This window comes from Vibrio nomapromontoriensis, from assembly GCF_050337205.1.
Classification (GTDB): Bacteria; Pseudomonadota; Gammaproteobacteria; order Enterobacterales; family Vibrionaceae; genus Vibrio; species Vibrio nomapromontoriensis.
Map to the genome: position 1 here is coordinate 151,783 of NZ_JAKJSS010000006.1, position 14,758 is coordinate 166,540.

9 protein-coding genes are annotated in these 14,758 nt (G+C 46.3%); 4 read left to right on the forward strand and 5 right to left on the reverse strand.

Features of this window, described 5'->3' with window-relative positions; genetic code table 11:
• Positions 1 to 21: 21 nt before the first annotated feature.
• From folK to sfsA, 5 genes are all read right to left on the reverse strand, one after another.
• Entirely contained in the window at positions 22 to 507 is a 486-nt protein-coding gene (folK, locus tag L4D05_RS00895) for a 2-amino-4-hydroxy-6-hydroxymethyldihydropteridine diphosphokinase (RefSeq protein ID WP_428792770.1), read from the reverse strand.
• A complete protein-coding gene (pcnB, locus tag L4D05_RS00900) occupies positions 504 to 1,862 on the reverse strand; it encodes a polynucleotide adenylyltransferase PcnB (protein WP_428792771.1) in 1,359 nt (452 codons plus the stop codon). The genes folK and pcnB overlap by 4 nt, the downstream gene beginning before the upstream one ends.
• An 87-nt stretch (positions 1,863 to 1,949) precedes the next feature.
• On the reverse strand, positions 1,950 to 2,837 hold the full coding sequence (gluQRS, locus tag L4D05_RS00905; protein ID WP_428792772.1) for a tRNA glutamyl-Q(34) synthetase GluQRS: 888 nt from the start codon (positions 2,835 to 2,837) through the stop codon (positions 1,950 to 1,952).
• Positions 2,838 to 2,973: 136 nt separating this feature from the next.
• Positions 2,974 to 3,420, reverse strand: a complete 447-nt coding sequence (gene dksA / locus L4D05_RS00910; RefSeq protein WP_250615776.1) for an RNA polymerase-binding protein DksA — start codon at positions 3,418 to 3,420, stop codon at positions 2,974 to 2,976.
• A gap of 126 nt (positions 3,421 to 3,546) precedes the next feature.
• The gene (sfsA, locus tag L4D05_RS00915) at positions 3,547 to 4,257 is read right to left on the reverse strand and encodes a DNA/RNA nuclease SfsA (RefSeq protein WP_428750379.1); all 711 of its coding nucleotides are present in this window, start codon (positions 4,255 to 4,257) and stop codon (positions 3,547 to 3,549) included.
• Between the two features lie 56 nt (positions 4,258 to 4,313).
• On the opposite strand from sfsA, the gene hrpB reads away from it, so the two are divergent.
• The 4 genes from hrpB to acnB all read left to right on the forward strand — a co-directional run bounded on the left by hrpB (position 4,314) and on the right by acnB (position 14,596).
• The gene (hrpB, locus tag L4D05_RS00920; RefSeq protein ID WP_428792773.1) at positions 4,314 to 6,797 is read left to right on the forward strand and encodes an ATP-dependent helicase HrpB; all 2,484 of its coding nucleotides are present in this window, start codon (positions 4,314 to 4,316) and stop codon (positions 6,795 to 6,797) included.
• Entirely contained in the window at positions 6,794 to 9,181 is a 2,388-nt protein-coding gene (gene mrcB, locus L4D05_RS00925; protein WP_428792774.1) for a penicillin-binding protein 1B, read from the forward strand. Before hrpB ends, mrcB begins: the two co-directional genes overlap by 4 nt.
• 163 nt (positions 9,182 to 9,344) lie before the next feature.
• On the forward strand, positions 9,345 to 11,696 hold the full coding sequence (locus L4D05_RS00930) for a patatin-like phospholipase family protein (protein WP_428750382.1): 2,352 nt from the start codon (positions 9,345 to 9,347) through the stop codon (positions 11,694 to 11,696).
• Positions 11,697 to 11,998: 302 nt separating this feature from the next.
• Positions 11,999 to 14,596 (forward strand): bifunctional aconitate hydratase 2/2-methylisocitrate dehydratase, encoded by a 2,598-nt coding sequence (gene acnB, locus L4D05_RS00935; RefSeq protein WP_428750383.1) that lies wholly within the window; start codon positions 11,999 to 12,001, stop codon positions 14,594 to 14,596.
• The last annotated feature ends 162 nt before the right edge of the window (positions 14,597 to 14,758 follow it).

Consider the following 14,758-nt stretch of genomic DNA (forward strand, 5'->3'; position numbering starts at 1 on the left):
TTATCCTTATTTGGGCGTTGGCTATGATTGCCAAACGCTCAGCCCATTACGATCGACTTGCTTAAGCAAACTCGTGAGCTCAGTCCCATCAGGGAGTTGTAAATTAGGTGTGATTTCAGCAAGCGGATAGAGCACAAACTCTCTCTCTTTCATTCCATAGTGAGGAATGGTTAAACGCTCGGAATCGATCACCTCATTGCCGTAAAGAATAAGATCAAGGTCGAGTGTTCTCGGCCCCCATCGCTCATCTTTACGGACTCGCCCTTGCTCCAATTCAATTGCTTGGGTGCAATCAAGTAGTTCAAGCGGCGTTAACTCGGTTTGTATTTTAACGACAGCATTGATGTAGTCAGGTTGATTTGCCGGCCCCATAGGTGTGCTACTGTAGAGTGACGAGCATTGAATGACCGAACTCTTGGGCAGTGACTTTAGCGCTTCCATCGCATCCAAAGCTTGTGCTACGGGATCGGACAGATTGCTGCCGATCGCAATATAACAAGTGATCATTGGCTGCTCTTTGGCTTTTTGCTCTTAGGGCTGCGGCGACGTCGATTACCTGACTTGGTTGACGTTCCACCTAAATCATTCACCATCGCTTGGCGCATATTGCGGCCTGCGGTTTGGAATGTATTCCACCAACTGGCCAGTTCCGCAACTTCACCACCTTCGATCTCCCCGCGCATTTCCAGGAAGTCATAACCAGCGCGGAATTTATTCAATTCCATTAGGCGGTATGCACGTTTACCTGTGCGGCGTGGTAGACGAAGCTGTAACTGCCATATTTCACGAATAGTAGCCGTGTGGCGTCTTGGAATCGCGGTTGATTTAACCTGCTCATCCAAAATGATATTGCTGGCTTCCATTACCGCGTCATAGTCAGACAGGTTTTGGCTCGCCATAAGCTTGACGGCATGTTCCATCATTGGATACCAAAGCATGGCGGCAAACATGAATGCTGGATTGACTCGCTTGCCTTCTTCGATGCGCTGATCGGTAGCGTCGAGTACCAGATCTAACATCTGCTCAGTGTTCGATGCATAGTCCGGTGTTAGGTGCGGAGCAATAATCGGGAACAGCTGTTGGAATAGGTTGTATTCGCGCATCAAGTGATACGTTTCTAGACCACAGCCTGCTTGCAGCAGCTTGAGCGACTCTTCATAAAGTCGTGCTGATGGAATATCACGTAACAGTGGCGCCAATTCTTCAATTGGCGCTGCCGTATCTTCTTCGATATCAAAATCGAGTTTCGCGGCAAAGCGGGTGGCACGAAGCATACGCACCGGATCTTCACGGTAACGGACTTCAGGTTCCCCAATAAGGCGAATGATGCGGTCTTCAAGATCTTCAATGCCACCGGCATAATCGTGAATCGAATAGTCACCGATATTGTAGTACATCGCGTTGATTGAGAAATCACGACGCTCTGCATCTTCGTCAATACTGCCGTAGACATTGTCGCGCAGTAACATACCATCTTTACTTTGTTGAGAAACGTTCTTCTCTTGTTCCTGATGGTGGCCACGGAACGTCGCGACTTCAATGATATCTCGGCCAAACATGATGTGGGCGAGTCTGAAGCGGCGGCCAATTAAACGGCAGTTACGGAATAGGGTTTTAATCTGCTCTGGTGTCGCATTGGTGGCGATATCAAAGTCTTTTGGTTGTTCGCCAAGCAAGAGATCACGCACACCACCGCCCACAAGATAGGCTTCATAGCCAGCATTGTGTAGTCGATAGAGTACTTTTAGCGCATTATCACTGATTTTCTGACGCGAGACAGTGTGCTCTTCGCGAGAATAGACATGCAGTGCAATGTCACCATAAACCTCGTGAACATTTTTGGAATTTTCAGTTTTATTCATAATCTTAACGCAGTTTAGGTGAGAAAAAATGACGGCTCATCCGTCACGTTTCGTTCCTGTCGCTTGAATTTTGCCGCTTATGATAGCCTAGAGTGCATCATTTGAGAATGGCGGTTTAATCTTGAGCGCATCGGATAGCTGTTGCAAGTGCCAATTTTCCACTCCCCATTTTAGGAGTTCTGCTGGTGTAGCGCCTGCCATATGGTCATCTAAAGAGAAACCAAGAAAGCGCATCGCATTCATTAAAGTTGGCACGGGATTGGTTAAATCTATACCGGCAGCATGATTCTGTTTGGACAGTTTATTGCCGCTATCGTCAATAGCAAGGGGTAAGTGTAGGTAACTCACCGGCATCACACCGAGCGTTTTGTAGAGACTAATTTGTCGCCCTGTAGGCTCTATTAAATCTGCGCCTCGGACCACTTCGGTTATCCCTTGATAGATATCATCGAGTACTACCGCTAAGTTATAGGCAAACAGCCCATCTCTACGTTTAATGATAAAGTCTTCGTGTACTAAACCTGCAGGAATAGCGAGCGAGCCGTAGCGTTGGTCATCAAATGTACTAATTGGATGGGTCACTTTCAAGCGAACCGCCTGGTTGCCTGATGCCATTAAGCCTTTGTGGCGACATGTGCCTTGATAAAAGCCGTGTGTTTCTTTGATTTGTCGACGAGTGCATTCACAAAAGTAGGCATCGTCTGATGACAACCATTGATCAACTTGCTGCTGGTAGGCTGCAAGACGTGAGCTTTGGTACAGCACGTCGCCATCCCAAACTAATTGATACGCTTCTAACGTCTTTAGAATAAGAGAGGCAGCGCCAGCAACTTCACGTGGTGGGTCAATATCTTCGATACGGACGAGCCATTGGCCTGATTGAGCTTTGGCTTGAAAGTAACTGCCCAGTGCGGCAACTAGGGAGCCAAAGTGCAATGGTCCCGATGGAGAGGGCGCGAATCGACCTATATACATAACCGACCTATATACATAGTTTATTATAAAAGACAGAGTTGATTATTAAGACAGTGTAGAGCGTTATTGCTGCATTGATATGATCATCTTGAATGATCAAAAAAGGGAGCGTTTGCTCCCTTTTTATCGCTATATATTAGCCTTGCATTTGTCGCTCTTTGATTTCTGCAAGTGTCTTACAGTCGATACATAAATCGGCAGTAGGACGGGCTTCTAAGCGGCGAATACCGATTTCAACGCCACAAGATTCGCAGAAGCCAAAGTCGTCTTCTTCAATCTTGTTAAGTGTTTTCTCGATTTTCTTAATCAAGCGACGCTCACGGTCACGGTTACGCAACTCTAAGCTGAACTCTTCCTCTTGAGATGCACGGTCAACCGGATCAGGGAAATTAGCAGCTTCGTCTTGCATGTGGTGCACAGTACGATCAACTTCTTCCCTAAGTTGGTTGCGCCAAGCGCCTAAGATTTTTCTAAAATGATCCATTTGAGCTGGTGACATGTACTCTTCACCGGCTTTTTCCTGGTAAGGATCAACCCCTGCAATGGCTAGGATGCCTAGCGCTTTTTTCTTTGATTCTGGCATACAGCATCTCCTACTTAAACCTAGTCAACTGTGCGAACAGTTAATTTTAAGGCGGGTATCTATAGCAAAAAGAAATGCTTGTGGCAAACGATGTTTGTTAAAGTTCTTATCATTGTGAACGTGTCATCACTTTTGTTCGTAATTGACCCGAGATAAGAGCGTCATATCATTATCTGAAAATGATGCTTTATAACAAAGTACTTCAACCCCAGCTTCCCTTGCTTGCTCAAGTAATTGTGAATATTTCGCATCTATATGGTGTGCGGCAAAGACTTTTTCAATGCCTGAATGCAAAATAGCGAATAATAATACGGCTCTGCTTCCAGATTGAGCCATTTCCGTGAGCTCTCTGAGATGTTTTTGACCTCTTGTCGTTTGAGCATCTGGAAAATACCCTTGTCCTGATTCTTCTAGCAGTGTGACACTCTTTACTTCAATGTAGCAATCGACCCGCTCACTGTCTTGCAACAAAATATCGATCCTGCTGTTTTCTTGACCGTATTTCACTTCAGTGCGCAGCGTTTGGTAACCTTTTAGCTCTTCAATCACATTATTATTAATGGCTTCTACCACAAGAGTGTTAGCTCGAGCTGTGTTAACACAAATCATGTCACCACTATCAGTTTGGGTTAACTCCCAACTATTTGGGTATTTTCTTTTCGGATTATCTGACGTGGAGTACCAAACGGTCGAACCAGGGACGGCACAGCCAGTCATCGCGCCCGTGTTCGCGCAGTGAATGGTGACCTCGTCTCCGGATGCGGTGGTGATATCTGCGAGGAAGCGTTTATATCGTTTAATGAGCTTTCCTGACTCTAAAGGAGGATCGAAGTGCATTTCATGGCCATTTTTTATTAGAATGAGAGTTCACATTACAGCACAAGGCTTTTCCGTTGTCACAACTCCCTATTGAAGACGTGTTATCTGAGTTATTTGAGGCGATTGAAAACTCAAACCAAGTGATTTTGAAGGCGCCAACAGGGGCGGGGAAATCAACGTACTTTCCGTTGCAGCTTCTTCGTCATCAGCCGATCGATGGCAAAATTATCATGTTAGAGCCGCGTCGCATCGCCGCCAGAAATATTGCTATGTATTTAGCACAACAATTGTCAGAGCCAGTTGGGGAGTCTGTGGGCTATCGGGTGCGTGGTGAAAGTAAAGTCAGTAAAGGCACACAGCTTGAAATTGTCACAGAAGGCGTACTGACTCGAATGCTCCAAGACGATCCCGAGCTTAACGGGATTGGCGCAATCATATTTGATGAATTTCATGAAAGAAGCTTGCATGCTGATACCGCGCTAGCTTTTACTTTAGAGGTACAAGAAGCGCTGCGAGATGATCTCAAGCTCATACTGATGTCAGCGACATTGGATAGCGATGATCTTAAGCGTGTTTTACCCCAAGCACGTTATGTCGAGTCTCAAGGCCGATCCTTTCCCGTTGAGGTTGCCTATCGGCCATTAGGGGTAAATGACAACTTGCCTCAAGCCATGTGTCAACAGATCCTATCAGCGATGTCTAATCACTCAGGGTCGCTGCTGGCTTTTTTACCAGGCGTAGGGGCAATAAAACGGACTGAGGAGTTGTTAACACAATCACAAAGTTTGACGCAATTACAAAGTGACTATGACATTTGTCCGCTTTATGGCCAGTTAGACTTTAAAACCCAGCAACGGGCGATACAGCCAGCAGCGTCAGGTCAGCGAAAAATAGTGCTTGCGACCAATATTGCTGAGACCTCATTAACCATCGAGGGCATTCGAATTGTATTAGATTCTGGGCTAGAGAATCAGGCTGCCTTCGATTTAAAAACTGGCGTAACCAAGCTAGCACAAGGGCGCATTGCACAATCTTCTGCAATTCAACGCAGTGGGCGAGCAGGACGTCTTGAGCCCGGGATTTGTATTCGCTTGTATAGTGAAGGCCAATTTAATCAGCAGCCACAGCAAAGCACGCCTGAGATATTACGCAGTGACTTAGCCGCTTTGATGTTGGAGCTGCTCAAATGGGGATGCCAAGATGTAACCACGTTAGGGTGGCTAGATACACCGAAAGCGACGCATATTGAGCAGGCTAAGGCGCTATTAAGGCAACTGCAGTTGCTTGATGCTTCATCGCAATTGACGTCGTTGGGGCAGCGCGCTCATACACTTGGCGTTGAGCCTCGACTCGCCAGCTTGCTACTACAAGCCCAGCCATTAGGCGCTGGCGAGTTAACCACCGCTATTGCGTTGTGCTGTTTAATTGAAGAGCCAGAAAGAGGGCATATTGACTTAAGGTATGCGTTACATCGCTGGCAGACGGGGCAGCATACTCGTAGTGCTGCTCTAATGCTTCGAGCTAAGTCGATAGCTCAGAAGCTCAAGTATCGGTTTATCTTGAAAGAGAGTGATGAGTCGTTGCTCGGGGTGCTTGCAGCCTTAGGTTACCCAGATAGAATTGCGGCGAAACGCTCAGGAAATTCGGGTCAGTTCTTATTAGCTAACGGTCACGGCGTGCAAATTGATGATCATGACAAGCTTGCAGATGAAGAATATCTTGTTGTTGTGGATGTACTGAATACCGGGCGAGGTGCTAGTCAGATCTTTAAAGCACTCAGCGTAGATATTCCCAGCATTGAACACTTAGCGCCTCAATTAATTGAAAACAAACAGCGTCTGGAATGGGATGATAAGCGAGGGGGATTGACTGCCAGTGAAGTGAAACAGCTTGGCGCGATCATCTTGAAGCAAAAAATCATCCCTATCCCAGACGATGCTGATGTCAGTGGGGCATTATTAGCGACCGTTCGTCGTCACGGCATATCAGTACTCAGCTGGACACCATCTGTGAATGAATTCGTCACTCGGGTAGAGTGTGCACGAGATTGGCTTGATGTACCTCAATGGCCGAAAATGTCACAGGAGGCATTATTGTCCCACTTAGAGCAGTGGTTGCTGCCTTTTATGCATGGCATTTCATCCATGAAGGGGCTAAAAGCGCTCAATCTTATGCCTGCACTCGAGGCGTACCTAGGATGGGAGGCGTTAAAAGTGTTGAATGATGCTTTGCCGACGCATCTTGTGGTGCCAACAGGCGCAAAGAAAAAAATTCGCTATCAGATCCGGCAAGCGCCTATGTTGTCGGTCAAGCTTCAAGAAATGTTTGGTGAACGAGCTTCACCATTGATAGCACATGGTCGCCAAGCGATAGTGCTGGAGCTACTCTCTCCAGCACAAAGACCGTTACAAATTACACAAGACCTTGCCGCATTTTGGCAAGGCGCATACAAAGACGTTCAAAAAGAGATGAAAGGACGTTATCCCAAACACCCATGGCCGGATGATCCCATAAATCATCAGGCAACGCACAAAACCAAAAGACAGTTGAACTCATGATAGAAGTTAGAAAGTTGGCGGCGACAGGTAAAAAACCAACAACAAAGAAAACCACCAAAACCGCAGCAAAACCGAGAGCAAAAAGTGCGCCTAAGAAGCGTAAGCCTGCCAAAAAGAAAGGGCGCTCAACGCTTGGAAAACGACTGTTCTCTATTGGCTGGAAACTGGCATTAGTTGGCGGGGTGGCACTTGCTGCGGTCGGCTTTTATCTTGATCAGGTGGTGAAAGAGCGTTTTGAAGGGCAGTTGTTTGATTTGCCTACCGTTGTTTATGCGCGTGTGCTTAATTTGTCGACAGGCGATGCGATCGAGATTCAGCAGCTACGTAATGAACTTGATGTGCTTGGCTATCGTAAGGTGAACCAGCCTCGCAACCCAGGAGAGTACTCCTCATCATCAACGAAGATTGAGTTGATTCGCCGTCCATTTGAGTTTGCTGACGGCCCTGAACCTGATCGTCACGTCATGTTGTACTTTGAAGGTAATGAATTAGTTCGAATTCAATCGTTAGAGAAAAAAGGTAACCTTGGCTTTCTCCGGATTGAACCAAAAATGCTAGGAATGCTTGAGAAGAATGCTGATGAGCAGCGGTTATTCTTACGTCGTGACCAGTTTCCGGAAATCATGATAGATGCGTTGCTCGCCACGGAAGATAGAGACTTCTATCAGCACGATGGTGTGTCACCTACCGCAATCGCTCGTGCATTTTTTGCCAATATACGTGCGGGAAGAACAGTACAAGGGGGAAGCACCCTGACGCAACAACTGGCGAAAAACCTTTTCCTGACCAGTGAGCGCACACTGTGGCGTAAGCTACGTGAAGTGTATATCGCATTAATACTGGATTATCGATATAGCAAGGACCAGATCTTAGAGGCCTACCTCAATGAAGTGTATTTAGGGCAAAGCCGAGGGGAGGCGATTCATGGTTTCGGTCTTGCTGCTCGTTTGTATTTTGGTCAGCCGCTACAAGAGTTGCGTATTGATCAATTAGCTCTGCTTGTCGGCATGGTGAAAGGTCCATCTTATTACAACCCCATTCGTCACCCTGAGCGCTCAAAACAGCGTCGGGACTTGGTGTTGCGCTTGATGATGGATCAAAACCTGTTAACCGGGCGTGAGTTTGAAATGGCGGCGAGCCGCGATCTCGACTTACAAAAAAATCCGCAGATTGCCAGTCGTCAGCCCGCTTACTTTCAGCAGTTAAAGCGAGAGCTAAACCAAAAGCTTGGCAATAAAATTAATGCTGAGGGTGGGGTGCGTATTTATACCTCTCTTGACCCGGTTTCACAGGACCAACTTGAGAAAGCGATCGCGAAACGGCTGCCACAGCTAGAGAAAACGTCTGGCAAAGGGTTAGAGGCGGCAGCGATAGCGGTTGATCGTAATAGCGGTGAAATTCGTGCCATGGTTGGTGGAAAACGCACTGGCTACAGTGGTTTTAACCGAGCGCTGAACGCGAGTCGTCCTATTGGTTCTCTTGTGAAACCTGCCGTGTATTTAACGGCGTTAGAGCAGCCAGACAGGTTTGATTTAGCAACAACACTTGATGATGCGCCACTGACCTTGAAGGGAAGTAAAGGCAATGTGTGGCAGCCTAGAAACTACGATCGAAAGTTTCGCGGTGATGTGCCATTGTATGAAGCGCTCGCGAAGTCTCTGAACGTTCCTACCGTTCGTTTAGGTATGTCGCTGGGTATTAAAAACGTATCAAGTACCCTAGTGCGCCTAGGGGTCGATGCCAGCGAGATAAGACCAGTACCGTCGATGTTTTTAGGCGCGATATCATTAACGCCTTATCAGGTGGCGCAGATGTATCAAACGTTATCAAACTCCGGTCGACAAGCTAATTTGTCAGCGCTACGTTCCGTGGTGAGCGTGGATGGGGACGTGTTGTATCAGTCTTTGCCTAAAGCGACACAAAAAGTGCCACAACAAGCTGCTTGGCTGACTACCTATGCGATGAAAAAAGGCGTGCTTGAGGGGACGGGGCGATACTTAAATAGCCTGTTTCCTCACGCAGCATTGGCGGGGAAAACCGGCACTAGTAATGATACGCGAGATAGCTGGTTTGTAGGGGTAGACGGCCGAGAAGTGACCACCATATGGGTAGGTAGAGATGATAACAAATCGACCAAGTTAACCGGTTCAAGTGGCGCTCTTCGCGTGTATTCCGATTACTTAGCCGCTCGCGTGCCGGAGCAGCTTATTTTGCCGTGGCCAAAAAATATCACGATGATTGGTTTCAATAAAACCACCAATGGTTCACTACAGCTCGATTGCGGCAATGCATTTGAGTTACCCGTCTGGGATGAATCGGGGAAATTGAAGGCATCGTGTGACAACCAACCCAAACAGTGGATAAAGAACCTGTTTGATTGGTAATTGTCACTAAAGTAAAAAGGTAAGTGTTACAACATTTAATTGTAGAACGAGCCAAGCTGCCGCTTATCGAAACAATGGATACGTTTGAGATAAGCGGTTAGGCTATAGCTATGATGCAAAATACTGATATATTAGAATAATCAAATTGAGAGCGCTTTTAGGGATGAATGTGAAACGCCTAACGGGATGGTTTATAGCGTCAGTTTTTACATGGGGTAGTGCAACGTTATGCGCGCAAGAAAGCGAAACTGCAACCTCAGTTAAACAAACGGCTCAAGAGAATACTGCAAATAGTGATAAGGCAAGGCCAAAAATTGGTCTTGTGTTAGCGGGTGGTGGTGCAAAAGGCGCGGCGCATATCGGTGTGCTTAAAGCGCTCGAAGAAATGAATATCCCAGTCGATATCGTGACAGGTACCAGTATGGGTGCTTATGTCGGCGGTCTGTATGCCACGGGTATGAGTGCTGATGAGATTGAAAGTTTCATCCATACGGTTGATTGGAATAACGGCTATGTGGATCGCGTAAATCGCAGTCAGCGCCGAATTCGAGATAAAGAAGCAGAAGACCGTTATCAAATTCGTACGGACATTGGCTTGCATTTTGGTTCTATTGAGGCGCCAAAAGGTGTGGTGCAAGGGCAGAATATGTTACGTATTTTGCGCAAAACAACCGGCAACCTTCCTAAATTTCAATCTTTCGATGACTTAGCTATCCCTTATCGCTCCGTCGCTACAGATATCCTTAAACTTGAGCCCGTGGTGATTGATAAAGGGTATTTAGTCGACGCCATGATGGCTAGCATGTCGGTACCGGGCGCGTTGCCTCCTTATGAATTAGGCGATCTTTTGTTGGTCGATGGTGGCGTGACCAACAATATGCCGGTTGAGCTTGCTAAAGAAATGGGTGCTGATCTTATTATCGCCGTGGATATCAGTAGTGATTATAAGACCCGTGATGACTTTAGTAGCTTTTTGAGTGTTGGTGAGCAGTTGTCGAACTATTTGGTTCGTCGTAGTACGGAAGAACAGATGCAGTCGCTTGGTGAAAACGATGTTTACATGCATCCGGAAGTGGGGAAAATCGCTACTACTGACTTCTCGAGTATGCCGAGAGCATATGAATTAGGGTATGAAGCCGCTTATCAAATTGCAGATGAACTACAGCATTTATCCGTTTCTTCTTCCCAGTTCCAGCAGTACATTGAAAACAAGCAAAATGCTCGTCGTCACCTTCGTTATGGCGATCAAACGCAGGTTGATAAAGTTGTCATCAATAACCAGACGCATTATAGCGACAGTTTGTTGAGCAATAATTTGTCACTAAAATCAGGTCAGATCCTCGAAACGGATGACATAGAAGAAAAAATAGAAAACCTCTACGCTTTAGACCGATTTGAACTCATCACTTACGAGTACCAAGAGCTAGGTGAAGACACGGCACTGGTGGTGGACGTGAAAGAAAAGTCATGGGGTCCAAACTACATGGATTTCCGCTTTTATCTTGAAGAGGATTTTAATGCTAATAGCTTCTATGCCATTGGTGTAAGTACAAACTTTACTGATCTCAATGATCGCGGCGCCGAATTGCGAGTCAATGCTGATTTTGGCACCGATAAGCGAATAGAGGCGGAGCTGTATTCGCCATTTGTCACCAACCAAGATTTTTTCTTCTTAGCGGGTCTTAAGTACGGCAACGAAAAACGAAATGTACTGTGCACGCCTAATGCGGATCGCACAGGTTGTCTTGATCCAGCCTTAGAAGGCAGTGCCGATTTTGTTCCCGTGACGTATCGTGAATGGCTAGGAGAGCTAGCGGTAGGCTATGCCCCTACTTTGTGGCAAGAATTTAAGCTCGGTGGTCGTTTTGTTCAGGGGGAGTCTTATGTGTCACCTTTACCTTCATCAGGAACGTTTGATTTTGATCGTCAAGGGATGTTTGTAAATTATAAGCTGGACACCCTCGATGATTTCAGTTTGCCGACGAAAGGTTGGTATATCAACTTAGAGTACTTACTGTCTAAAGATAGCGGTCAACAGAATATTAATGAAGCGCCGTCGGACTTTTCTGATACCGCCTATGAAATTACGGCGGAAACTAAGTATGCGCACACTTTTGGGCGTAATACCTTTGTTGGTTCGTTTGATTATGCGGTCATTGAAACAGAAAACGCTACATTACCCGTCAACCCAAGAGAGCTGGGTGGCTTTTTGAATTTATCAGGTATCCCAAGAAATAGCTTAATTGGCGAAAATAAACTGTATGGCAGCCTAGTGTATCGCTATCGGTGGTTTGACAACGATTTTGGCATGTTTAAATCCCCCGTGTATCTAGGGGCATCCGCTGAGTACGGTGGGGTTTGGGATGGTGATCAAGGGATATCGAGTGCGCCACTGTTTATGGCCGGATCCATTTTTGCCGGTATCGATTCGCCTGTTGGGCCAATAATGTTCTCCTATGGTCAGGTTGAAACAGGATTACGGTCGTTTTATTTAATCATTGGTGCTGCATATTAATTCAGCCCACAATTGTTCACAGGTGCGTGCCTGTGAACAGAATTTGCGAGTGAAATAAGTAAAGTTTTCTACATAGATGCGAGTGAAAATCATGGATTTTGCTCGAAGTTGCTATGTTGGTCAAAATGATAAGATTTTAATTTATCGTTAAATTTGCTATTCTTCGCCCCACAGTTTGGCCTCTCTAATGCTGATCATTAAAGGATTTGATGACGAAAAATGGCGAGGGAGAGCCAAGTTTCCAAGGATGTCCACTCCTAATTCTAATTATTAAGGAGGGACCGCAATGAGAGGAAAAAGTCGTGCTTGAAGCCTACCGTAAACACGTCGAAGAGCGTGCTGCCGAAGGAGTTGTTCCTAGACCCCTAGACGCTGAACAAGTTGCTGGACTTGTTGAGCTATTAAAAAATCCCCCTCAAGGTGAAGAAGAAGCCATCCTTGATCTTCTTGAGAACCGTATTCCACCGGGCGTAGATGAGGCCGCTTACGTTAAAGCAGGTTTCCTTACGGCTATCACAAAAGGTGAAGTTGAATCACCACTCGTCAGTCGTGAAAAAGCAGCCCAATTGCTTGGTACAATGCAAGGTGGGTATAACATAGAGTCACTTGTTTCTTTACTTGATGATGAGGCGCTTGCCCCTATCGCTGTTAAAGCACTTTCTCATACGCTTTTGATGTTTGATGCATTTTATGACGTTGAAGAAAAAGCCAAAGCGGGCAACGAGCACGCTAAGCAAGTTATGACGTCGTGGGCGGAAGCTGAATGGTTCCAGTCTAAGCCAAAGCTCCAAGAAAAAATCACACTGACGGTGTTCAAAGTTACCGGTGAAACGAATACCGATGACCTATCGCCAGCGCCAGATGCTTGGTCTCGCCCGGACATCCCTGTTCACGCGCTAGCAATGCTAAAAAATGCTCGTGAAGGCATAGAACCGGATCAACAAGGTTCTATTGGTCCAATTAAACAAATTGAAGCGCTCCAACAAAAAGGCCATCAATTGGTTTACGTTGGTGACGTTGTTGGTACGGGATCTTCACGTAAATCAGCAACAAACTCTGTGCTTTGGTTCATGGGCGATGATATCCCTAATGTTCCGAATAAACGCGCAGGTGGTTATGTTCTAGGTGGTAAAATTGCCCCAATCTTCTTCAATACCATGGAAGATGCAGGCGCACTACCGATTGAAGTGGACGTGACTAAACTGAACATGGGTGATGTGATTGATATTTACCCGTTTGAAGGTAAAGTTTGCGCCCATGAGAGCGGTGAGACACTGGCTGAGTTTTCATTGAAGACCGATGTACTGATTGATGAAGTACAAGCCGGTGGTCGTATTCCTCTAATCATTGGTCGTGGCTTGACGGATCGTGCTCGTGAAGCGCTAGGTATGGCGCCTTCTGAAGTCTTCCGTCGTCCGGTTGAAGTTGAAGATACAGGTACTGGCTTTACACTTGCGCAAAAAATGGTGGGTAAAGCTTGTGGTGTAGAAGGTATTCGTCCAGGTACTTACTGCGAACCTAAGATGACAACGGTTGGGTCACAAGATACCACAGGACCAATGACGCGTGATGAGCTCAAAGATCTCGCTTGTCTTGGCTTTTCTGCGGATTTAGTGATGCAGTCTTTCTGTCACACTTCGGCTTATCCAAAACCGGTTGATGTGAATACGCACCATACACTGCCAGATTTCATTATGAACCGTGCTGGTGTATCGCTACGTCCGGGGGATGGTGTTATCCACTCTTGGTTGAACCGTATGTTGTTGCCAGATACTGTTGGTACTGGTGGTGACTCTCATACTCGTTTCCCTCTTGGTATTTCTTTCCCTGCTGGTTCTGGTTTGGTGGCGTTTGCTGCTGCAACTGGCGTGATGCCGTTGGATATGCCTGAGTCTATCTTGGTTCGTTTTAAAGGTGAGATGCAGCCTGGTATTACACTGCGTGATCTTGTGCATGCGATTCCTTACTACGGCATTCAGCAAGGTCTACTTACTGTTGAAAAAGCGGGTAAGATCAATGAGTTCTCTGGTCGTATTCTAGAGATTGAAGGTGTTGAGCACCTATCAGTAGAGCAAGCTTTTGAATTGTCTGATGCGTCAGCAGAGCGAAGCGCCGCAGGTTGTACGGTGAAGCTATCTCAAGAGTCGATTGAAGAGTACCTTAATTCAAATATCACCATGCTTAAGTGGATGATTTCTGAAGGTTACGGTGATCGTCGTACGATTGAACGTCGAATTGTGGCAATGGAAGAGTGGCTAGCAAACCCTGATCTTATGCAGGCGGATAGCGATGCACAATATGCTCACGTTATCGAAATTGACTTGGCCGATATCGACCAGCCAATTCTTTGTGCGCCAAATGACCCAGATGATGCTCGTTTGCTGGCTGATGTTCAAGGTACCGAAATCAATGAGGTCTTTATTGGTTCATGTATGACGAATATTGGTCACTTCCGTGCTGCGGGTAAGCTTCTTGATAAGTTTACTGGTCAGTTGGATACTCGTTTGTGGATTGCACCACCAACTAAGATGGATAAAGACCAGCTAACAGAAGAGGGTTACTACGGTATCTTTGGTCGTGCGGGCGTGCGTATCGAAACACCAGGATGTTCTCTGTGTATGGGTAACCAAGCGCGAGTGGCTGACGCTTCTACAGTGATGTCAACATCGACACGTAACTTCCCGAACCGTTTGGGTACAGGTGCGAACGTTTATTTGTCTTCTGCTGAGCTCGCTTCTGTTGGTGCTATTCTAGGTCGCATTCCAAACAAGGAAGAGTACTTAGAGTACATGCAGCAAATTGATGCCACTGCGGCAGACACCTACCGTTATTTGAACTTCCATCTAATGGGGCAGTATACAGAAAAAGCTGATACAGTTATTTTCCAAGAGCCTGCATAAGCGGTTATAAATTGGGAGAGCCTGCTCTCCCAACCTAGTGGCGATAGCGACTCTGGAATAGAACGACACTAATAATAAAGCCAGTCTTCAATGTTAAATTGAAGACTGGCTTTTTTGTAGGGCAAGCTAACATGCTGAATTAAGACAATGAACGCATGAGTT

Coding starts and splice junctions, on each gene's coding strand:
- folK (WP_428792770.1), bottom strand. CDS start 507: ATGATCACTTGTTATATTGCGATCGGCAGCAATCTGTCCGATCCCGTA.
- pcnB (WP_428792771.1), bottom strand. CDS start 1,862: ATGAATAAAACTGAAAATTCCAAAAATGTTCACGAGGTTTATGGTGAC.
- gluQRS (WP_428792772.1), bottom strand. CDS start 2,837: ATGTATATAGGTCGATTCGCGCCCTCTCCATCGGGACCATTGCACTTT.
- dksA (WP_250615776.1), bottom strand. CDS start 3,420: ATGCCAGAATCAAAGAAAAAAGCGCTAGGCATCCTAGCCATTGCAGGG.
- sfsA (WP_428750379.1), bottom strand. CDS start 4,257: ATGCACTTCGATCCTCCTTTAGAGTCAGGAAAGCTCATTAAACGATAT.
- mrcB (WP_428792774.1), top strand. CDS start 6,794: ATGATAGAAGTTAGAAAGTTGGCGGCGACAGGTAAAAAACCAACAACA.
- L4D05_RS00930 (WP_428750382.1), top strand. CDS start 9,345: ATGAATGTGAAACGCCTAACGGGATGGTTTATAGCGTCAGTTTTTACA.